This is a genomic window from Massilia eburnea (assembly GCF_009720745.1).
Lineage (GTDB): Bacteria > Pseudomonadota > Gammaproteobacteria > Burkholderiales > Burkholderiaceae_D > Rugamonas > Rugamonas eburnea.
Window position 1 is genome coordinate 190,306 of record NZ_WNKX01000002.1, and the last position, 18,456, is coordinate 208,761.

An 18,456-nucleotide genomic window follows, 5' to 3' on the forward strand; every position below is an offset into this window, starting at 1 on the left:
TGGCAACAATTCGTAACCCCTTATTGTACAATAGCTTTCCTGCTTTTTTGCCCCCTTTTTGTTGCTTTCCCCATGTCTAAACTCTGGCAAGCCCGCTTTTTCACCACCGTCAACCACCTGCGCGACCTGCCGCGCACGTCGGTGCCAGAGATCGCCTTTGCGGGCCGCTCCAACGCTGGCAAATCCACCGCAATTAACATCCTGTGCAACCAGAAGGGCCTGGCATTTGCCTCCAAGACCCCTGGCCGCACCCAGCATATCAACTTCTTCTCGATCGGCGGCGCGCACGTGGCCATGCACCGCCACGACCCGATCAATATGGACGAACTGCAGTGCCTGATCGCCGACTTGCCGGGCTACGGCTATGCGGAAGTATCGGGCGACGCCAAGAACCACTGGCAGCGCCTGCTGGGCGACTACGTGCAGCGCCGCGACCAGCTGGCCGCCCTGGTGCTGATGATGGACGCGCGCCGTCCGTTCACTGACCTGGACCAGCAGATGATCGAATGGTTCGCCCCGACCGGCAAGCCGATCCACTGCATCCTGACCAAGGCGGACAAGCTGAACCGCAATGAATCCATCAACGTGCTGCGCCAGGCCAAGGCCAAGCTTGACAGCTACGTCGATGAAGACGGCGAAGGCTTCCCCTTCACCGTGCAACTGTTTTCCGCGCTCAAGCGCATCGGCATTGAGGAAGCGACGGCCAAAATCGAAGAGCTGGCCGGCCTCGCCGATGACGGCGCAGCGCCAACTCCTGATGAAAGCGAAGAATGATCACTCCTGATTTCCCAGCCATCCGCATGCGCCGCATGCGCCGCGATCCGTTCTCGCGCGCACTGATGCGCGAGAACACCGTCACCGTCGATGACCTGATTTATCCGGTCTTCGTGGTGGAAGGCGCAAACCGCCGCGAAGCGGTCACCACCATGCCGGGCGTGGACCGTATCTCGATCGACAACCTGCTGAAGGTGGCCGAGGAATGCGTGAAGCTGGGCATCCCGGTGCTGTCGCTGTTCCCGAACATCGACCCATCGCTGAAAACCAATGACGGCGTGGAAGCGACCAATCCGGAAGGCCTGATCCCGCGCGCCGTGCGCGAGCTGAAAAAGAATTTCCCTGAGCTGGGCATCATGACCGACGTGGCGCTGGACCCGTACACCAGCCATGGCCAGGACGGCACGGTCGACGAAAAAGGCTCGATCCTGAACGACGAGACCACCGAGATGCTGGTGCGCCAGGCGCTGTGCCAGGCCGAAGCCGGCGTGGACGTGGTGGGCCCGTCCGACATGATGGACGGCCGCATCGGCGTGATGCGCAAGGCGCTTGAAGACAAAGGCCTGATCCACACCCGCATCATGGCTTACTCGGCCAAGTATGCGTCGGCCTTCTACGGCCCGTTCCGCGATGCGGTCGGTTCGGCGGCAGCCCTGGGCAAGGCGGACAAGTTCACTTACCAGATGGATCCTGCCAATACCAACGAGGCCTTGCGCGAAGTTGCGCTGGACCTGGCTGAAGGCGCCGATATGGTGATGGTCAAGCCAGGCATGCCTTACCTGGACATCGTGCGCCGCGTGAAGGATGAATTCAAGGTGCCGACCTATGCCTACCAGGTATCGGGCGAATACGCCATGCTGAAGGCCGCCGCGCTGAACGGCTGGCTCGATCATGACAAGGTGATGATGGAATCGATGATGGCCTTCAAGCGCGCCGGCGCCGACGGCGTCCTCACCTACTTCGCGCTCGACATCGCGCGCAAGCTCAAAGGCCTGGCTTAAGAAAACAAAAAAAGGGGACGTAACGATTTACCGCCAGGCGGTAATTCGTTACGTCCCCTTTTTGTTGTTTATGCGTTCAAGCCTTTGACGTGGTGCACGCCATCATGGCGGTTCTGCAGCACCTGGGGCATCAGCGAGCCCACGATCATGCCGATAAAGCCCGCCAGCAAGCCAGCCAGCTGCCCCGGGAACGTCGCGCCGAGCGAAGAAATCTGCGGGAAGAACACAATCCAGGTGAAAATGCCGGCGCCCAGCGAGAAGATCGCGCCCTGGGTCGTGGCTCGCTTCCAGTACAGGCCCATGACCAGCGGCACAAAGGCCCCCACCAGGGTAATCTGGTAAGCCGAAGAAACCAGCTCGTAGATCGAAGTGCCGTTCATCTTGATCGCATACAGCAGCACCGATGCCGCAAACACCACAATGGTGGCGCGCATCGCAAACAGCTGCTGCCTGTCGCCCATACCTGGACGCAGGTTCTGCTTGCCTTCCACCACGATCTTTTCATCGCCGTTCAGTCCGCTCACTGCAACCAGCGCCCCAAAACCATGGAGGCGCTTGATGTTCATTACCTTGGCGGTCTGGTCAGGCGCCACGGCATACACGAAAGTCCCCTTGGTGTTGGTGATGATGGCGTTCTGCGGAACGACCAAGGCATCTTTCAGTGTAGCCACAGTCAGCTGCGTATTCACGTACTGGCCCGGCCACAAGCGGGTGTCGGCATTATCGAATACCGCCTTGACGCGGATGACGCCGGCCACCGGGTCGACAGTATTGTCGACAAAGCTCAGCTGGCCGTTGATCGGCTTGCCCGAATTGTTCTGGAAAGCTTGCACTGCCACCTTGCCGGCGCGCTGCGCATCGAGCAGGGCCGCCAGGCTGGATTCAGGCACGGTGAAGGCAACGTTGATCGGGTTCAGCTGGGTCACCGTGGTGAGCGAGGTGCTCAGCTGCACAAGGCTGCCCGGGTAGACGTTGATGGCGCCAACACGGCCATTCAACGGTGACCGGATCTGCGTATAGCTCTGGTCCACCTTGCTGGCGCGCGAAGCGGCTGTGTCGGCCTCCAGCAGCGCGCGGGCGGAATCGACCTGGCTCTTCAGCGTATCGACGGCGCTCTGGGCGATGAAATTCTGGCCGCGCAATTCCTGCGCGCGCTTGTACTGGCGCTCCAGATCGGCCAAGGCCGCGCGGTCCTTCGCCACTTGCGCGTCGGCTTTTTCCACATTGGCCGCTTCGGTGCGGGCGTCGAGCGAGAACATCAGTTCGCCCTGTTTCACGAACTGGCCTTCCTTCACATGCACTTTGACGATGGTGCTGGTGGTTTGCGGGTGCAGGTCGACAGTCGAGATCGGGCTCACCGTGCCATTGGCGGCCAGCGCTACCGGCACATCCTGGCGCAGCGGCGCCACCACGTTGACCGTGGTCGGTCCTTGGTCGCCTTTGCCCTTGCCGCCTTGCGCCTGCCCGGCGCCCTGCCCTGCCGGGCCCTTGCCCGCATACCAGGCGCCGCCGCCAATCGCCACGGCCAGGCCTACCACTACTGCCAAAGTTTTCTTCTTCATGAGATCGAACTACTTTCCTGCATAAAATTCGGGGAATACGAGGGTGGCTTCCAGGCCGCCTTCCGGGTGGTTAGCCAGGCTCAGGCTGGCGCCGTGCTGCTCAGCGATATTGCGCGCAATCGTCAAGCCCAGGCCGGTGCCGCCAGAGGAACGGTTGCGTGAAGTCTCCAGGCGGTAAAACGGTTCGAACACTTGCGCCAGCTGGCCGGGCGGAATGCCCGGGCCTTCGTCGCGGATGCGCACGGTCGACGAACCGGCCTGGCGCTCGACCGACACATGGGCGCGCTGGCCGTATTTCACCGCGTTGTCGATCAGGTTGACCAGGCAGCGGCGAATATCGAGCGGGCGGCCCATCATATCCATAGCGGCGCGGCCTTTCAGGTCGACTTGCTGGCCGGCGTCGGCGGCGTCGCTGCACACGCTGTCCAGCAAGGCGTCGAGATCGACGCGCTGCATGGCTTCGGTAGTGTCCATGCTGCGTGCCAGGTCCAGGCCTTCCTTGACCATCTGCTGCATGGCCGACAGGTCTTCCAGCAGCTTGCCTTGCAGCTCGGCGTCCTGCACCTTTTCCAGGCGCAGGCGCATGCGCGTCAGCGGAGTCTGCAAATCGTGGGTAATGGCGGCCAGCATTTCCGTGCGTTGCGCGATGTGCTGGCGGATGCGCGCCTGCATCGCATTGAAAGCGGCCGAGGCGGTGCGAATTTCCGTCGCCCCGCCCAGCTTGATCGGCGGGTGATTGATATCCTGGCCCAGGTTCTTGGCGGCGTCGGCCAGCTTGTTCAGCGGTCCCATGGTCATGCGCGCCACCAGGTAGGCCAGCACGGCAATACTGAGCAGGAAAGGAACGAACGTGACGTATTCATTGGTGCCGGTCGGCGCCGGCTGGCGCGGCGGCAGGATCGACAGCTTCAGGTGCTGGCCGTCGGGCATGGTCACGGCCAGCGATTCACACGTGCCGCGCCAGATGCCGGTGCCGGCGCCGAATACCGGGAAGGCGGTATAGGTGGGTGTCGGACGCTCGCACGCGTCAGGGCGCTCCAGCAGCGAGCGCAGCGTGTATTCCTTGCCCAGGCGATTGCTCAGTGTTGCGGCAAACTCGCTCAGCTGCGGGCTGACGCCGCTCAGCTGGCCCAGCACTTCCAGCTTGATGGCGCCCATGCTCGCCACGCGCAGGTATTGGTTGCGCGAGTCCGGCAGCACGACGCCGGCGGTGGAAATGATCTGCTCCGCGCGTTCGAGGGCGAAGTAATCGCGGTAGCGCTGCAGGGTGCGCTGGCGTTCATTGACGGCCAGGTACTGCGTCAGGGCGGCGGAGGCAAGAATGCCCAGCATCAGGACCAGGAAGACCCGGCCCGTCATGCCCCGGAAAAAGGATTTCATCAGTCCGGCTCCACGGCCACCGTACCGGCCAGCACATAGCCCCCGTTCCGGACCGTCTTGATGATTTGCGGCAGGCGCGCGTCCTCGCCAAGTTTCTGGCGCAGGCGGCTGATCTGAATGTCGATCGAGCGGTCGAACGGGTCGGCATCGCGGCCCTGGGTCAGGTTCAGCAGCTGGTCGCGGTTGAGCACGCGGTTCGGGTGCTCGAGGAAGACCTTGAGCAGGCGGAACTCCGCGCCGGACAACATGATCACCGTGCCTTGTGGGTTGACCAGGTGGCGCGCGGTCAGGTCCAGCACCCAGTTCGAGAAGCGGATGCGGCTGGCTTTCTCGACGCCGCTGGCGGCGGTCGTCGTGCTGCGGCGCAGGACGCTGCGGATGCGCGCCAGCAGTTCGCGCGGCTCGAAGGGTTTGGGCAGGTAATCGTCGGCCCCCATTTCCAGGCCGAGGATGCGGTCCAGGGGCTCGCTGCGGGCGGTCAGCATGATGACCGGCAGGGTCGAGTGGGCGCGCAGTTTGCGGCACAGGGTGAGGCCATCTTCGCCGGGCAGGTTCAGGTCCAGCACGATCAGGTCGGGCTTCGTGTTGTCCAGCAGCTTCCACATGGCCGCGCCATCGCCGGCGCCATGGGTGCGGTAGCCGTTAGTCTCCAGGTAATCCTGCAGCAGGGTCCGGATATCGCGGTCGTCATCGACGATCAGAATTGAGGCGGCATTTTCCATGCCTACAATTATCCCTTGATACCGCCGGGCCGTGGAACCAGTTTGTATCGCCATGTGTAAACCTTTCCGGTCTATACATTGCGTTACAAACTGGCGTGGTGCGATCAATCCTGGGTCATGACCCAGCTGCCGCTGCCGGCATTCGGCATACTCCAGCTGCCGCTCATTTGCTGCAGGCTGTCGAATTGGCCAATAAAGGCTGTGCCGGAATTGCCATTATCGGACGCTGTGAAAGTGAGGGCTCCATCAGCCCGGACATTGCCGCGGATATTGAAGGAAAGGGTCGCGCCGGCGCAGTTGCCGTTGATATTGCCGCCGTCGATCATCAGGCTGCACATACCGGACACGTTCTGTCCCTGGAGCATGCCGTTGAAGCTTCCCCTCCAGTTGCCCATGAAGCGTAGCTCGGTATCGAGCTTGCGCCCAAGCTTCTGCTTGGAATAGCCACGCAGCGACTGCGTGCCGATCCGGACACTGACTGCTCCAGTTGATTTGTTGGTGTTAGTGAAAGTGGACGCGCATTTGACCTCGATTCCCAGGTCGGGCTCCCACCAGCAAGTTTGCTCGGTCCGCTGGATGAGGTTGCTGTCTTCTTCCGTTGCGTTCCGCACCACCTTAAGGGCATTGAAAGTTCCGGCCGGCACTGTTACCTGCTCCATCGGCAGGACGTTATCCTGGATGGCAAACGTCCTTTGCGTCGCCGCATCAAGCGCACACTTGCTTTGGATAATGCCGGAGCTCTGCCAGCTCATGCCGGCGGCGATCGTATTTGGCGCAACGTTATAAATCGGCGGATTGGGCCCGCCCATGCACGTTGCAGTGGTGGTCCCTACCCAGCGGCCGAGCTTATCGAGGCTCACCGAAATGGTACTCGACGCGTAAGCCAGCGGACTTGCCGCGCTGATGTAGTCATACAGATAGTCGGCGGAGATGGCGCCATCGGCCGCCACGCTGCGAACTGACCTGGTGGTGTAATCATAGGAATCGACAGTGGAGCCTTGATCGTGTGTCGCAATTTCCCAAGTGTAGTAGTCGCCAACGGTTGAGCTAGCAGCCATATAGGTTTTCTGCGCACCGACTTGCCCGGCCTCCTGCGCAACTGAACCATTATTACCCCCTCCACCGCCACCGCAACCCGACATCATCGCCGCGGCAACCATCATTCCGACCCAACTATTACGCATGCATTTCACCAAGAATTTCGAAAAGGCGGCGATGCTGACATAAAGTAATCGAATATGCAACAACTGGATACAAAGTCTTAGCCCGGGGACACTTGGCGGAAACACTCAATATGGAAGATGCTCCCATGTGCTGTGCGAGAGCACATTTTCACAAGTTCATTTCTGAAGGGATTAAAGATGAAAACCTTGCATAAGGCATTCGCCATCGGCGCAGCAATCATCAGTTTTGGCGTGGCAGCCTTGCCGGCCATGGCCGAGGAAGGCCCGCAACACCAATATGCGGCCACTAAATTCGACCCCGTCAAAATGCAGGAACGCATGGACCAGCATGCCAAACGCATGCACGACGCGTTGAAGATCACGCCGGCGCAGGAAGGCGCTTGGCAGGCTTATATGTCGGCGATGAAATCAAATATGCCGCAGCGCGGCCAATTCGACCGCGCGGCATTCAAGGATATGCCGGCGCCGCAGCGCATGGAAAAACACATTGAAATGGCCAAGGCGCACATCGCCCGCATGGAGAGCAACCTGGCCGCCACCAAGACTTTCTACGCCACCCTGACGCCGGAACAGCAAAAGGTGTTCGATGAAAAGGCCAGCCATTTCGGCCACCGCGAACATGGGCGCATGATGCAGCACCATAGCCAATAAAGTTTAAAGGGCGCCCCAGGCGCCCTTTTTTAATCCAGCTTTTGCAGCGATCGCAGGAATTTCTCCGTATCCTGGAAGCCGATGACCCGTGCATCGGGAATCTCCTGGCCGGCGGAATTGAACATGATGATGCCCGGCGGACCGAACAGCGTGAAACGCTGCAGCATGGCCTTGTCGTCGTCGTTATTCGCCGTCACATCCACCTGCAGCAAAATGGTATTGGCCAGTTTCTGCTGCACGGCCGGATCGATGAAGGTCAGCTTCTCCATCTCCTTGCAGGACACGCACCAGTCGGCATAAAAGTCGAGGATCACGGTCTTGCCGCCGGTTTGCGCCAGCACCGCATCCAGGTCCGCCACCGTTTTGACGCGGGTGAATTTCAGGTGGCGTTCGCTGCGGCCGCTCAGCTTTTCCAGCGAATGCAACGGATCGGTGGCGCCCGTCGCCAGGCCGGCAATCTGCACAATCCCCATGACGGCGAATAGCGCTGCAGTGACCTTGGGAATCCATTTGCCGCTCTCATGGGTCAGCAGGTAAAACGCATAACCGACGCCGAGGATGGCCCAACCGATGATCTGCACCTTGCCCGGCAGGACCGGCGCCACCAGCCACCAGGCCATAGCCAGCATCAGCACGCCGAAGAAGCGCTTCACACCCTGCATCCAGAGGCCGGCACGCGGCACCAGGGCGCCGGCGGAAACGCCGACCAGCAGCAGCGGAATGCTCATGCCGACCGCCATCGAGAACAGCGCCAGGCCGCCGATGACAACGTCGCGCGTCTGGCTGATGTAGACCAGGGCCCCGGCCAGCGGCGCTGCCACGCATGGCCCAACGATCAGCGCGGAAATGGCGCCCATGGCGAAGACGCCGGCCAGCTTGCCGCCGGAGTGGCGGTTGGATACGCTTGCCAGGCGCGACTGCATGCCGGCAGGCACCTGCAGGTCAAAGACGCCGAACATGGACAGCGACATGCCCGCCATCAGCAATGCGAAGGCACCCAGCACCCACGGGTTTTGCAAGGCCGCCGAGAGCCCCTGTCCAATCAGGCCGGCCGCAATGCCAAGCGCCGTATAAACAATGGCCATGCCCAGCGAATAGCTGAGCGACAGGACGAAGCCGCGCGAGCGCCGGCCGGGGCCAACGCCGTCGCCCACGATGATCGAGGACAGGATGGGCACCATCGGCAGCACGCATGGGGTGAAGGACAGGCCCAGTCCAAGCAGGATGAACAGCGGCGCAATCACCAGCAGGCGGCCACCTTTCAGGGCCGATTCGATCTTGCCCATCTCACTGTCGCCGGAAGCCTTGGCCTCCGCTGCCGCAGGAACCTGGGGAGCTGCCGCGCTGGCCGTGGCCGCAGGCGTATCGACCGCAGGCTGCTGCGCCGTGCCTGGCACACTCTGTGCGCCCGGCGCCGGGCTCTTGGCGCCGCCCAGGCCGAACAGGTTGTTGCCGGCTGCCGAACTGGCGCCGCCGACCACCATCAGGCGCGCCGTCGATTCCATCGGCGAATAGCACAAGCCTTTTTCCGAGCAGCCCTGGCTGGTCGCCTTCAGGGTGAACGGCCCCGGCGCCTGGACCGGGATCAAGATCGTCACCTGGTTGTGATAGGTCTCGACGTTCTTTTTAAAGGTTTCGTCGTATTTCACCTTGCCCGGCGGGATCTGCGGCGCACCCAGCGTCGCCCCGTCGGCGTCGAACTTGAAGCGTTCACGATACATGTAATAGCCGTCGGCGATCTCGTAAGTCACCGCCACGGCTTTGCCTTCCACCACCTTGGCGGAAAACTTGAATGCGACCTGTGGATCAAGGAATTCCTCGTCGGCGCGCGCCGTACCAGCGAACAGGATGACAAAGAGCGAGAGCGCGGCAAACAGCCACGCTGGGAAGGAGGACGCTTTACGGTGCATGGTCTTGGACGGTGAATCGATCGGGCACGCCAATCTTACACCGGCAGGCTTAACGCCGCTTTAAGCTGTTACCAGTGGAAATAAAAAAAGCCGGGCAATGCCCGGCTTTCTAATAAACCTGACTGATATTACTCAGCGGTTGGTGCCTCGTCAGCGGAGGAGACTTCTGGACGGTCCAGCAGCTCAATGAAAGCCATTGGAGCGTTGTCGCCATGACGGAAACCCATTTTCAGGATACGCAGGTAGCCGCCGTTGCGGTTTGCGTAGCGTGGGCCCAGTTCAGCGAACAGCTTCAGAACCATCTCGCGGTCGCGCAGACGGGAGAAGGCCAGACGCTTGTTGGCCAGGGTGTCGGTCTTGCCCAGGGTCAGGATTGGTTCCACAACGCGACGCAGTTCCTTTGCCTTTGGCAGGGTGGTCTTGATCGCTTCGTGACGCAGCAGCGAAACAGTCATGTTGCGCAGCATTGCCAGACGGTGGGACGAGGTACGGTTCAGTTTACGGAGGCCGTTACGGTGACGCATGGTACTTCCTTTCGATAATGTTTAAATCCGAGATCTTCGATCGCCTTGGCAAGCCCAGGCGCGGTCCGGTTATCAGTTAAATACGCCCGCCGCAGGTGCAGCGGGCGGCACAGCAAAATTACTTCTCGAGGCCTGCAGGTGGCCAGTTCTCGAGTTTCATGCCCAAGGTCAGGCCGCGCGATGCCAGCACTTCCTTGATTTCGTTCAGCGACTTGCGGCCCAGGTTCGGGGTCTTCAGCAGCTCGTTTTCGGTGCGCTGGATCAGGTCGCCGATGTAGTAGATGTTTTCTGCTTTCAGGCAGTTGGCCGAACGCACGGTCAGTTCCAGGTCGTCCACTGGACGCAGCAGGATCGGATCGACCATTGGAGCGCGGGATGGCGCTTCAGCGGTGGTTTCGGTGCCTTCCAGGGCAGCAAACACGTTCAGCTGGTCGACCAGCACGCGGGCCGATTGACGGATCGCTTCTTCCGGGGTGATCACGCCATTGGTTTCAATGTTGATGATCAGCTTGTCCAGGTCGGTACGCTGCTCCACACGCGCCGATTCGACAGCGTAGGAAACGCGGCGCACTGGCGAGAACGATGCATCCAGGATGATGCGGCCGATGGTCTTGTTGGCGTCTTCCGACAGGCGACGCACGTTGCCAGGAACGTAGCCGCGGCCTTTTTCGACCTTGATCTGCATGTCCAGCTTGCCGCCGGCAGTCAGGTTGGCGATCACGTGTTCTGGGTTGATCAGCTCGACGTCGTGCGGCAGGTCGATGTCCGATGCCATCACTGGGCCTTCGCCTTCTTTCTTCAGGGTCAGGGTCACGGAGTCACGGTTGTGCACCTTGAACACGACACCCTTCAGGTTCAGCAGCAGGTCAACCACGTCTTCCTGCACGCCGTCCAGCGAGGAGTACTCGTGAACGACACCGGCGATGGTGACTTCGGTCGGCGCGTAGCCGGTCATCGAAGACAGCAGCACGCGGCGCAGCGCGTTGCCCAGAGTGTGGCCGTAGCCGCGCTCGAATGGCTCCATCACGACTTTGGCGTGACCGTGGCCCAGGGCTTCAACATCGATAATACGTGGTTTCAACAAGCTATTTTGCATGTAAATGTCCTTTTCATTACCCTCGGCTCGTTACACCGATAAGGCTGATGGCATTAAATGGAAAAGGCGGGACCGAGTCCCGCCTTGGTACAGCACCCGCGATTAACGGGAATACAGTTCGACGATCAGCGATTCGTTGACGTCAGCAGCGATTTCGTTACGCTCTGGGAAGGACTTGAAGGTACCTTCCATTTTCTTGGAGTCAACCGACACCCAAGCTGGCATGCCGACTTGTTCAGCCAGCGACAGCGCTTCAACGATACGGGTCTGCTTCTTCGACTTTTCGCGCACGGCGATCACATCGCCTTTCTTCACGTTGAAGGAAGGGATGTTGACCACTTGGCCGTTCACGGTGAAGGCTTTGTGGGAAACCAGCTGACGCGCTTCAGCGCGGGTCGAGCCGAAGCCCATGCGGTATGCAACGTTGTCCAGACGGGATTCCAGCAGTTGCAGCAGGGTTTCGCCGGTTGGGCCCTTGCGGCGCTCAGCTTCAGCGAAGTAGCGGCGGAACTGGCGTTCCAGCACGCCGTACATACGCTTGACCTTCTGCTTTTCGCGCAGCTGGTTGCCGTAGTCGGAGGTGCGGGCGCCGGATTTCACGCCGTGCTGGCCTGGCTTGACGTCCAGTTTGCACTTGGAATCCAGGGAGCGGCGTGCGCTCTTCAGGAACAGGTCGGTGCCTTCACGGCGGGACAGTTTTGCTTTTGGTCCGATATAACGTGCCACGGTATATTTCCTTTAATGATTGAATGACGCCCCAGCCGCATCGGAATGCGGTTAGGCGCTAGCCTGGTCCACTTTCGACTCAGGCGTGGCTAAAGCCTCGCCGGCGAACCGGAAAGGCAAAAATAGCCGGACAGTATAACCGTTTCCGGCTCACTGTTCCAGCGATTTTCTGTTGCAGAAAAACGGTGGCCGGTCCACACCAGACCGGCCATGGTCTTGCTGACTAATTAGATGCGACGACGCTTAGGAGGACGGCAGCCGTTGTGCGGCACTGGGGTCACGTCCTGGATCTCGGTGATCTTGATGCCCAGGTTGTTCAGTGCGCGAACAGCGGATTCGCGGCCAGGACCAGGGCCCTTGATGCGAACTTCCAGGTTCTTCACGCCGCATTCCTGCGCAACTTTACCAGCGGCTTCAGCAGCAACCTGCGCTGCGAACGGGGTCGACTTACGCGAACCCTTGAAGCCAGCACCACCGGAGGTCGCCCACGACAGAGCGTTGCCCTGGCGGTCGGTGATGGTGATGATGGTGTTGTTGAAGGAAGCGTGAACGTGTGCGATACCTTCAGCGACGTTCTTCTTGACTTTCTTGCGTACGCGAGCGGCTGCTGCGGAGCTTTGTTGCTTAGCCATAGTAGTTCCCTAATTATTTCTTCAGCGATTGAGCGGCTTTGCGCGGGCCCTTGCGGGTACGTGCATTGGTGCGGGTGCGCTGACCGCGGACCGGCAGGCCCTTACGGTGACGCAGACCACGGTAGCAGCCCAGGTCCATCAGACGCTTGATGTTCATCGACAGTTCGCGGCGCAGGTCGCCTTCCACGATGAATTTGCCGATTTCTTCACGCAGCTTTTCCAGCTCGCTGTCGTCCAGGTCCTTGACCTTCTTGTTGGTTGCAACGCCGGCTTGTGCGCAGATGAACTGCGAACGAGGACGGCCGATACCGTAGATCTCGGTCAGGCCGATAACGGTGTGCTTATGATTTGGGATGTTAACCCCTGCAATACGTGCCATTCGTTATTCCCTCGAATTAACCTTGACGCTGCTTGTGACGAGCTTCCACGCAGATTACGCGGACCACGCCCTTGCGCTTGATGATCTTGCAGTTGCGGCAGATGCGCTTAACTGAAGCGTTAACTTTCATGATTGCACTCTCTTATGTTCGAAATTGCTTAATTAATTACTTTGTCCGGAACACAATACGGGCCCGGCTCAGGTCGTAAGGCGTCAATTCAACCGTGACCTTGTCGCCAGGGAGAATGCGGATATAGTTCATCCGCATTTTACCCGAAATGTGGCCGAGTACCACGTGGCCGTTTTCCAGCTTTACTCGAAAAGTTGCATTAGGCAAGTTCTCCAGGATCTCGCCCTGCATCTGAATGACGTCGTCTTTTGCCATTTATCGTGTCGGAAGTCCGCCCTTGAAGTTAGCTTTGCGCAGCAGCGATTCATATTGCTGCGACATCACATAGTTTTGCACTTGAGCCATGAAGTCCATGGTCACAACCACAATAATCAACAGCGAAGTACCACCAAAATAGAACGACACTTTCCACTGGGCTTGCATGAATTCCGGCAGCAAGCACACGGCGGTAATGTACACGGCGCCCGCCAGGGTCAATCGCATCAGGATCTTGTCGATGTAACGGGCTGTCTGCTCACCGGGACGAATCCCTGGCACAAAGGCCCCGCTCTTCTTCAAGTTGTCCGCAGTTTCCTTGCTGTTGAACACCAGTGCGGTGTAGAAGAAGCAGAAGAAAATGATTGCCACGGCGTACAGCAGTGCATGGATTGGCTCACCAGGAGCCATCGACGCAGCCAGATCTTTCAGGAAGCGCACCACCGTGTTGGCGGGGTCCGCACCTTTCGAAAACCAGTCCACGATGGTAGCCGGGAACAAGATAATCGACGAAGCGAAGATCGGCGGAATCACGCCTGCCATGTTGAGCTTGAGCGGCAGGTGGCTGGTCTGCCCACCGTAGATCTTGTTACCGACCTGACGTTTGGCATAGTTGACCAGGATCTTGCGCTGACCACGTTCCACGAACACCACGGCGTAGGTGACGGCAGCCACCAGCAGCACGATGAGGATCGCCGACGGTGCACCGATGGCGCCTTGCGACACCTGGGAGAACAAGCCACCCAGTGCGTTCGGCAGACCAGCAGCAATACCGGCGAAGATGATGATCGAGATGCCGTTACCAAGACCGCGCTCGGTAATCTGCTCGCCCAACCACATCACGAACATGGTGCCGGTCAGCAGCGTCACCACGGTGACGAAGCGGAAGCCCATGCCAGGGTCGATCACCAGCAGGGGCTGTGCTTCCAGCGCCACCGCGATGCCGAACGCCTGGAACAGTGCCAGACCGACAGTTGCATAACGGGTGTATTGGGTAATCTTGCGACGGCCCGATTCACCTTCTTTTTTCAGCGCCTCCATCGTCGGGGACACGATCGACACCAGCTGCATGATGATCGAGGCCGAGATGTATGGAGTAATGCCCAGGGCAAAGACTGTGAAGCGCGACAGCGCGCCACCCGAGAACATGTTGAACATGCCCAGGATGCCGTTCTGCTGCGATTCGAACAGTCGTGCCAGCTCTACCGGGTTGACACCCGGAACAGGGATGTGTGCACCGATACGGTACACCACCAGAGCGCCCAGCAAAAACCACAGCCGGTTCCATGGGAAGCCGGCGGCGGCGGATTTAGCAAGCTGTTGGTTCGTTGCCAATTTTCGCTCCGATTAAGCTAGCTGACTCAGGCTACCGAGCCGCCAGCTGCTTCGATGGCTGCTTTCGCGCCAGCGGTCACCTTCAGGCCTTTTACGGTCACTGCTTTGGTGATTTCGCCGGAAGCGATCACACGTACGTCGCGTGCCAGAACATTCAGCACGCCGGCCTGTTTCAGCACCAGGATGTCGACTTCACCGACAGCCAGGGCGCTCAGGTCGGACAGACGCACTTCAGCCTTGAAAGTGGCATTCAGGGATTTGAAGCCACGCTTAGGCAGACGACGCTGCAGAGGCATTTGACCGCCTTCGAAGCCGACTTTGTGGAAGCCGCCCGAACGCGATTTCTGACCTTTGTGGCCGCGGCCTGCGGTTTTACCGAGGCCGGAGCCGATACCGCGGCCAACGCGGCGCTTAGCGTGCTTCGCGCCTTCTGCTGGTTGAATGGTATTCAGTTGCATTGTTTTCTCCAGTTCCTAAGGGTCGCTTAGGAAACGACTTTAACGAGGTAGGCGACCTTGTTGATCATGCCGCGCACAGCAGGAGTGTCCTGCAGTTCGCTGACAGAGTTCACACGACGCAGGCCCAGGCCACGCACGGTAGCGCGGTGGTCTTGACGGGTGCCGATCAGGCCCTTCACCAGTTTGACTTTGATAGTGCTCATTGAAGTGCTCCCTATTAACCCAGGATCTCTTCAACCGACTTGCCGCGCTTGGCAGCGATGTCAGCTGGAGTGCTCATTTTGGCCAGGCCGTCCAGGGTGGCGCGCACCAGGTTGTATGGGTTGTTCGAACCGGTGGACTTCGCCACCACGTCGGTCACGCCCATCACCTCGAAGATAGCGCGCATCGCGCCACCTGCGATTACGCCGGTACCTGGCTTAGCTGGCGACATCATCACTTTCGACGCGCCGTGGCGGCCGGTGACGGTGTGCTGCAGGGTGCCGTTCTTCAGAGGAACCTTGATCAGGTTGCGGCGGGCTTCTTCCATTGCCTTCTGCACACCGACTGGAACTTCTTTCGACTTGCCCTTGCCCATGCCGATGCGGCCATCGCCGTCACCAACCACGGTCAGCGCTGCGAAGCCCATGATGCGACCACCCTTGACCACTTTGGTCACGCGGTTGATCGCGATCATTTTTTCGCGCATGCCATCATCCGGCTTATCGGATGCCATTTTTGCTTGCATTTTTGCCATGATCGTACCCTTAGAACTTCAGGCCAGCTTCACGCGCGGCTTCAGCCAGCGCCTTGATGCGGCCGTGGTAACGGAAACCGGAGCGGTCGAAGGCGACTTCGGTGATGCCCGCTTTCAGTGCTTTTTCTGCGACACGCTTGCCAACCAGTGCGGCAGCGGCGGCGTTGCCACCCTTGCCAGACTTGCCAGCCAGCTCGGCGCGTACTTCCGCTTCCACGGTCGAGGCCGAAACCAGAACTTTGGCGTCCGGGCTGATCAGGTTCGCGTAAATGTGCAGGTTGGTGCGGTGGACCGACAGGCGGTTCACTTTCAGTTGCGCGATCTTGATGCGAGTTTGACGTCCGCGGCGCAGACGAGATTCTTTTTTGTCCATCGTCAGCCCCTAATTACTTCTTCTTGGTTTCTTTGAGCTTAACCACTTCGTCCACATAGCGGACACCCTTGCCCTTGTAAGGCTCAGGGGAGCGGTAAGCACGCACTTCGGCAGCCACCTGGCCAACCTTTTGGCGATCGACGCCAGAGATGATGATCTCGGTTGGGGTTGGGGTTGCCACCTTGACGCCGGCAGGCATGTCGTGAACGACTGGGTGCGAGAAGCCCAGGGACAGGTTCAGCTTGTCGCCTTGAGCCTGGGCTTTGTAGCCCACGCCGACCAGGGACAGCTTCTTCTCGAAGCCCTTGGTGACGCCCACTACCATGTTGTTGACCAGGGCACGCAGGGTGCCGGACATGGCGTTCGATTCACGGCTGTCGTTCACCACGTCGAAGGACAGGGTGCCAGCGTTGTTTTCAACTTTAACCAGGCCGTTCAGGCTCTGGGTCAGGGTGCCCAGCGGGCCCTTGACGGTGATCGCTTGTGCGGAGATGGCAACTTCGGCGCCAGCAGGCACAACGATCGGCATTTTAGCTACACGAGACATTGTGTTACTCCTTAAGCCACGAAGCAGATGACTTCGCCACCAACACCGGTAGCGCGCGCCTTGCGATCGGTCATGACGCCTTGCGGGGTCGACACGATTGCCACGCCCAGGCCGTTCATCACGGTTGGGATCTCATCTTTGCCTTTGTAGATACGCAGGCCTGGACGCGAAACACGTTCCAGACGTTCGATCACAGGACGGCCTACATAATATTTCAAACCGATTTTCAGTTCCGACTTGCCCTCAGAGGTGGACACGGCGAAATCTTCAATGTAACCCTCATCCTTCAGGACGTTGGCAATCGCAACTTTAACCTTCGACGATGGCATTGCCACGGAGGTCTTTTGCACGGTCTGTGCGTTGCGAATACGGGTCAGCATATCGGCGATAGGATCGCTCATACTCATTGCTTATTCTCCTATTACCAGCTGGCTTTGGTCATACCCGGGATCTCGCCACGCATGGCGAATTCACGGAGCTTGATACGACCCAGGCCGAATTTACGGAAGGTGCCACGTGGGCGACCGGTGACCTGGCAGCGGTTACGCTGACGGGTTGGAGCCGAGTTACGCGGCAGTGCCTGCAGCTTCAGGCGTGCTTCGTAACGCTCTTCTTCCGACTTGGTCTGGTCATCAATGATGGCCTTCAGAGCGGCGCGCTTGGCAGCGAATTTAGCCACCAGGTCAGCACGCTTCTGTTCACGGTTAATCAGTGCGAGTTTTGCCATGATCGTTTAGTTCCTGAACGGGAATTTAAAGGCGGCGAGCAGCGCTTTGGCTTCGTCGTCGGTCTTCGCGGTGGTGGTGATCGAGATGTTCATACCACGCAGTGCGTCGATCTTGTCGTACTCGATTTCCGGGAAGATGATCTGTTCTTTCACGCCGATGTTGTAGTTACCACGGCCATCGAAGGATTTGCCAGACACACCACGGAAGTCACGCACGCGCGGCAGGGCCACGGTGATCAGACGGTCCAGGAATTCGTACATGCGGGCGCCGCGCAGGGTCACCATGGTACCGATCGGGTAGCCTTCGCGGATCTTGAAACCTGCGATTGCCTTACGGGCCTTGGTCACGACTGGCTTCTGGCCGGCGATCTTGGTCAGGTCGCCAACAGCGTGCTCGATGATTTTCTTGTCAGCCACGGCTTCCGAGAGACCCATGTTCAGGGTGATCTTGGTCAGGCGCGGCACTTCCATCACGGAGGAGTAACCGAATTTACCGGTCAGCTCAGCGACGATCTTGTCTTTGTACAGTTGTTGCAGACGGGCCATTTCTGATTACCCTTTCACTACTTCGCCGTTCGACTTGAAGACGCGGACTTTTTTGCCGTCCACTTCTTTAAAGCCTACGCGATCTGCCTTACCGGTCGCAGCGTTGAACAGAGCAACGTTGGACACGTGAATAGGCATGGTCTTATCAACGATGCCACCTTGAACACCAGTCATCGGGTTTGGCTTAACGGCTTTTTTAGCCACGTTAACGCCGTCCACCACGACGTGCTCAGCGTCTACACGCTGGGTCACTACGCCGCGCTTGCCCTTGTCCTTACCAGTCAGGACGATGACTTCGTCGTTTTTGCGAATCTTATCCATTGTCTGACTCCTTACAGGACTTCCGGTGCCAGGGACACGATCTTCATGAACTTCTCAGTGCGCAGTTCACGCGTCACTGGGCCAAAGATACGGGTACCGATCGGTTCCAGCTTGTTGTTCAGCAGGACAGCAGCATTGCCGTCGAACTTCACCAGCGAACCGTCCTGGCGACGCACACCCTTAGCGGTGCGCACAACCACGGCGTTATAAATTTCACCTTTTTTGACACGGCCGCGAGGCTGAGCCACCTTAACGGTGACTTTGATCACGTCGCCGATGCCAGCGTAACGGCGCTTGGAACCGCCCAACACCTTGATGCACATGACTTCCTTGGCACCGGTGTTGTCGGCTACTTCGAGCCGGCTTTCAGTTTGAATCATAGTTATCTCTTTCCCAACTTAAGCCGAAGAATCCACACAATGCGGACATCGGTCAGTCTTGGTCCCGCCAGCGCGCACGATGCGCACTGATTGGGTGCTTGATCTTC

26 protein-coding genes are annotated in these 18,456 nt (G+C 59.3%); 3 read left to right on the top strand and 23 right to left on the bottom strand.

Annotation, left to right across the window (positions count from 1 at the left end; all coding sequences use genetic code 11):
- Positions 1 to 72 precede the first annotated feature (72 nt).
- Positions 73 to 774 carry a ribosome biogenesis GTP-binding protein YihA/YsxC gene (yihA, locus tag GM658_RS03390; RefSeq protein WP_155452613.1) on the top strand — a complete coding sequence of 234 codons (702 nt, stop codon included), beginning with the start codon at positions 73 to 75 and terminating at the stop codon, positions 772 to 774.
- Positions 771 to 1,775, top strand: a complete 1,005-nt coding sequence (hemB, locus tag GM658_RS03395) for a porphobilinogen synthase (protein ID WP_155452614.1) — start codon at positions 771 to 773, stop codon at positions 1,773 to 1,775. The genes yihA and hemB overlap by 4 nt, the downstream gene beginning before the upstream one ends.
- 68 nt (positions 1,776 to 1,843) lie before the next feature.
- On the opposite strand, the gene GM658_RS03400 is transcribed toward hemB, so the two are convergent.
- From GM658_RS03400 to GM658_RS03415, 4 genes are all read right to left on the bottom strand, one after another.
- Positions 1,844 to 3,337, bottom strand: a complete 1,494-nt coding sequence (locus GM658_RS03400; protein WP_155452615.1) for an efflux RND transporter periplasmic adaptor subunit — start codon at positions 3,335 to 3,337, stop codon at positions 1,844 to 1,846.
- A gap of 9 nt (positions 3,338 to 3,346) precedes the next feature.
- Positions 3,347 to 4,717, bottom strand: a complete 1,371-nt coding sequence (locus GM658_RS03405; protein ID WP_155452616.1) for an ATP-binding protein — start codon at positions 4,715 to 4,717, stop codon at positions 3,347 to 3,349.
- On the bottom strand, positions 4,717 to 5,439 hold the full coding sequence (locus GM658_RS03410) for a response regulator (protein WP_155452617.1): 723 nt from the start codon (positions 5,437 to 5,439) through the stop codon (positions 4,717 to 4,719). The genes GM658_RS03405 and GM658_RS03410 overlap by 1 nt, the downstream gene beginning before the upstream one ends.
- Before the next feature lie 104 nt (positions 5,440 to 5,543).
- Positions 5,544 to 6,623: a hypothetical protein gene (locus tag GM658_RS03415; RefSeq protein WP_155452618.1), complete on the bottom strand. Its 1,080-nt coding sequence runs from the start codon at positions 6,621 to 6,623 to the stop codon at positions 5,544 to 5,546.
- 177 nt (positions 6,624 to 6,800) lie between these two features.
- Between GM658_RS03415 and GM658_RS03420 the strand changes: the two genes are divergently transcribed.
- Positions 6,801 to 7,274 carry a Spy/CpxP family protein refolding chaperone gene (locus tag GM658_RS03420; RefSeq protein WP_170298649.1) on the top strand — a complete coding sequence of 158 codons (474 nt, stop codon included), beginning with the start codon at positions 6,801 to 6,803 and terminating at the stop codon, positions 7,272 to 7,274.
- A gap of 29 nt (positions 7,275 to 7,303) precedes the next feature.
- Here the strand turns inward: GM658_RS03420 and dsbD are convergent, their stop codons facing one another.
- The 19 genes from dsbD to rplN all read right to left on the bottom strand — a co-directional run bounded on the left by dsbD (position 7,304) and on the right by rplN (position 18,349).
- Positions 7,304 to 9,184 carry a protein-disulfide reductase DsbD gene (dsbD, locus tag GM658_RS03425; RefSeq protein ID WP_155452620.1) on the bottom strand — a complete coding sequence of 627 codons (1,881 nt, stop codon included), beginning with the start codon at positions 9,182 to 9,184 and terminating at the stop codon, positions 7,304 to 7,306.
- Positions 9,185 to 9,312: 128 nt separating this feature from the next.
- Positions 9,313 to 9,708, bottom strand: coding sequence for a 50S ribosomal protein L17 (gene rplQ, locus GM658_RS03430; protein WP_090436005.1), 396 nt, complete (start codon positions 9,706 to 9,708; stop codon positions 9,313 to 9,315).
- 118 nt (positions 9,709 to 9,826) lie between these two features.
- Complete coding sequence (locus GM658_RS03435) at positions 9,827 to 10,804, bottom strand: DNA-directed RNA polymerase subunit alpha (protein WP_155452621.1); 978 nt, start codon at positions 10,802 to 10,804, stop codon at positions 9,827 to 9,829.
- 102 nt (positions 10,805 to 10,906) lie between these two features.
- Complete coding sequence (gene rpsD / locus GM658_RS03440; protein ID WP_170298650.1) at positions 10,907 to 11,530, bottom strand: 30S ribosomal protein S4; 624 nt, start codon at positions 11,528 to 11,530, stop codon at positions 10,907 to 10,909.
- A gap of 227 nt (positions 11,531 to 11,757) precedes the next feature.
- Positions 11,758 to 12,162 carry a 30S ribosomal protein S11 gene (gene rpsK, locus GM658_RS03445; protein ID WP_028101645.1) on the bottom strand — a complete coding sequence of 135 codons (405 nt, stop codon included), beginning with the start codon at positions 12,160 to 12,162 and terminating at the stop codon, positions 11,758 to 11,760.
- Between the two features lie 13 nt (positions 12,163 to 12,175).
- Positions 12,176 to 12,541 (bottom strand): 30S ribosomal protein S13, encoded by a 366-nt coding sequence (gene rpsM, locus GM658_RS03450; RefSeq protein WP_028101646.1) that lies wholly within the window; start codon positions 12,539 to 12,541, stop codon positions 12,176 to 12,178.
- A gap of 16 nt (positions 12,542 to 12,557) precedes the next feature.
- Entirely contained in the window at positions 12,558 to 12,671 is a 114-nt protein-coding gene (gene rpmJ / locus GM658_RS03455) for a 50S ribosomal protein L36 (protein ID WP_082507582.1), read from the bottom strand.
- A 36-nt stretch (positions 12,672 to 12,707) separates the two neighbouring features.
- Positions 12,708 to 12,926 (bottom strand): translation initiation factor IF-1, encoded by a 219-nt coding sequence (gene infA / locus GM658_RS03460; protein ID WP_005663428.1) that lies wholly within the window; start codon positions 12,924 to 12,926, stop codon positions 12,708 to 12,710.
- Positions 12,927 to 14,261 carry a preprotein translocase subunit SecY gene (secY, locus tag GM658_RS03465; protein ID WP_155452622.1) on the bottom strand — a complete coding sequence of 445 codons (1,335 nt, stop codon included), beginning with the start codon at positions 14,259 to 14,261 and terminating at the stop codon, positions 12,927 to 12,929. It lies immediately after the preceding gene.
- A gap of 26 nt (positions 14,262 to 14,287) precedes the next feature.
- Complete coding sequence (gene rplO, locus GM658_RS03470) at positions 14,288 to 14,719, bottom strand: 50S ribosomal protein L15 (protein ID WP_155452623.1); 432 nt, start codon at positions 14,717 to 14,719, stop codon at positions 14,288 to 14,290.
- 26 nt (positions 14,720 to 14,745) lie between these two features.
- Positions 14,746 to 14,922: a 50S ribosomal protein L30 gene (rpmD, locus tag GM658_RS03475; RefSeq protein WP_035373423.1), complete on the bottom strand. Its 177-nt coding sequence runs from the start codon at positions 14,920 to 14,922 to the stop codon at positions 14,746 to 14,748.
- A gap of 14 nt (positions 14,923 to 14,936) precedes the next feature.
- On the bottom strand, positions 14,937 to 15,455 hold the full coding sequence (rpsE, locus tag GM658_RS03480) for a 30S ribosomal protein S5 (RefSeq protein ID WP_057264732.1): 519 nt from the start codon (positions 15,453 to 15,455) through the stop codon (positions 14,937 to 14,939).
- A gap of 10 nt (positions 15,456 to 15,465) precedes the next feature.
- Positions 15,466 to 15,828 carry a 50S ribosomal protein L18 gene (gene rplR, locus GM658_RS03485; RefSeq protein WP_028101651.1) on the bottom strand — a complete coding sequence of 121 codons (363 nt, stop codon included), beginning with the start codon at positions 15,826 to 15,828 and terminating at the stop codon, positions 15,466 to 15,468.
- Positions 15,829 to 15,841: 13 nt separating this feature from the next.
- A complete protein-coding gene (rplF, locus tag GM658_RS03490) occupies positions 15,842 to 16,375 on the bottom strand; it encodes a 50S ribosomal protein L6 (RefSeq protein WP_055937648.1) in 534 nt (177 codons plus the stop codon).
- 11 nt (positions 16,376 to 16,386) lie between these two features.
- Positions 16,387 to 16,782 (bottom strand): 30S ribosomal protein S8, encoded by a 396-nt coding sequence (gene rpsH / locus GM658_RS03495; RefSeq protein ID WP_155452624.1) that lies wholly within the window; start codon positions 16,780 to 16,782, stop codon positions 16,387 to 16,389.
- 14 nt (positions 16,783 to 16,796) lie between these two features.
- Positions 16,797 to 17,102, bottom strand: coding sequence for a 30S ribosomal protein S14 (gene rpsN / locus GM658_RS03500; protein ID WP_055937643.1), 306 nt, complete (start codon positions 17,100 to 17,102; stop codon positions 16,797 to 16,799).
- 6 nt (positions 17,103 to 17,108) lie between these two features.
- Positions 17,109 to 17,648, bottom strand: a complete 540-nt coding sequence (rplE, locus tag GM658_RS03505; RefSeq protein ID WP_155452625.1) for a 50S ribosomal protein L5 — start codon at positions 17,646 to 17,648, stop codon at positions 17,109 to 17,111.
- A gap of 6 nt (positions 17,649 to 17,654) precedes the next feature.
- The gene (rplX, locus tag GM658_RS03510) at positions 17,655 to 17,969 is read right to left on the bottom strand and encodes a 50S ribosomal protein L24 (RefSeq protein WP_155452626.1); all 315 of its coding nucleotides are present in this window, start codon (positions 17,967 to 17,969) and stop codon (positions 17,655 to 17,657) included.
- A gap of 11 nt (positions 17,970 to 17,980) precedes the next feature.
- Positions 17,981 to 18,349: a 50S ribosomal protein L14 gene (rplN, locus tag GM658_RS03515; protein ID WP_028101657.1), complete on the bottom strand. Its 369-nt coding sequence runs from the start codon at positions 18,347 to 18,349 to the stop codon at positions 17,981 to 17,983.
- Between the last annotated feature and the right edge of the window lie 107 nt (positions 18,350 to 18,456).

Coding starts and splice junctions, on each gene's coding strand:
- yihA (WP_155452613.1), top strand. CDS start 73: ATGTCTAAACTCTGGCAAGCCCGCTTTTTCACCACCGTCAACCACCTG.
- hemB (WP_155452614.1), top strand. CDS start 771: ATGATCACTCCTGATTTCCCAGCCATCCGCATGCGCCGCATGCGCCGC.
- GM658_RS03400 (WP_155452615.1), bottom strand. CDS start 3,337: ATGAAGAAGAAAACTTTGGCAGTAGTGGTAGGCCTGGCCGTGGCGATT.
- GM658_RS03405 (WP_155452616.1), bottom strand. CDS start 4,717: ATGAAATCCTTTTTCCGGGGCATGACGGGCCGGGTCTTCCTGGTCCTG.
- GM658_RS03410 (WP_155452617.1), bottom strand. CDS start 5,439: ATGGAAAATGCCGCCTCAATTCTGATCGTCGATGACGACCGCGATATC.
- GM658_RS03415 (WP_155452618.1), bottom strand. CDS start 6,623: ATGCGTAATAGTTGGGTCGGAATGATGGTTGCCGCGGCGATGATGTCG.
- GM658_RS03420 (WP_170298649.1), top strand. CDS start 6,801: ATGAAAACCTTGCATAAGGCATTCGCCATCGGCGCAGCAATCATCAGT.
- dsbD (WP_155452620.1), bottom strand. CDS start 9,184: ATGCACCGTAAAGCGTCCTCCTTCCCAGCGTGGCTGTTTGCCGCGCTC.
- rplQ (WP_090436005.1), bottom strand. CDS start 9,708: ATGCGTCACCGTAACGGCCTCCGTAAACTGAACCGTACCTCGTCCCAC.
- GM658_RS03435 (WP_155452621.1), bottom strand. CDS start 10,804: ATGCAAAATAGCTTGTTGAAACCACGTATTATCGATGTTGAAGCCCTG.
- rpsK (WP_028101645.1), bottom strand. CDS start 12,162: ATGGCTAAGCAACAAAGCTCCGCAGCAGCCGCTCGCGTACGCAAGAAA.
- rpsM (WP_028101646.1), bottom strand. CDS start 12,541: ATGGCACGTATTGCAGGGGTTAACATCCCAAATCATAAGCACACCGTT.
- rpmJ (WP_082507582.1), bottom strand. CDS start 12,671: ATGAAAGTTAACGCTTCAGTTAAGCGCATCTGCCGCAACTGCAAGATC.
- infA (WP_005663428.1), bottom strand. CDS start 12,926: ATGGCAAAAGACGACGTCATTCAGATGCAGGGCGAGATCCTGGAGAAC.
- rplO (WP_155452623.1), bottom strand. CDS start 14,719: ATGCAACTGAATACCATTCAACCAGCAGAAGGCGCGAAGCACGCTAAG.
- rpmD (WP_035373423.1), bottom strand. CDS start 14,922: ATGAGCACTATCAAAGTCAAACTGGTGAAGGGCCTGATCGGCACCCGT.
- rpsE (WP_057264732.1), bottom strand. CDS start 15,455: ATGGCAAAAATGCAAGCAAAAATGGCATCCGATAAGCCGGATGATGGC.
- rplR (WP_028101651.1), bottom strand. CDS start 15,828: ATGGACAAAAAAGAATCTCGTCTGCGCCGCGGACGTCAAACTCGCATC.
- rplF (WP_055937648.1), bottom strand. CDS start 16,375: ATGTCTCGTGTAGCTAAAATGCCGATCGTTGTGCCTGCTGGCGCCGAA.
- rpsH (WP_155452624.1), bottom strand. CDS start 16,782: ATGAGTATGAGCGATCCTATCGCCGATATGCTGACCCGTATTCGCAAC.
- rpsN (WP_055937643.1), bottom strand. CDS start 17,102: ATGGCAAAACTCGCACTGATTAACCGTGAACAGAAGCGTGCTGACCTG.
- rplE (WP_155452625.1), bottom strand. CDS start 17,648: ATGGCCCGTCTGCAACAACTGTACAAAGACAAGATCGTCGCTGAGCTG.
- rplX (WP_155452626.1), bottom strand. CDS start 17,969: ATGGATAAGATTCGCAAAAACGACGAAGTCATCGTCCTGACTGGTAAG.
- rplN (WP_028101657.1), bottom strand. CDS start 18,349: ATGATTCAAACTGAAAGCCGGCTCGAAGTAGCCGACAACACCGGTGCC.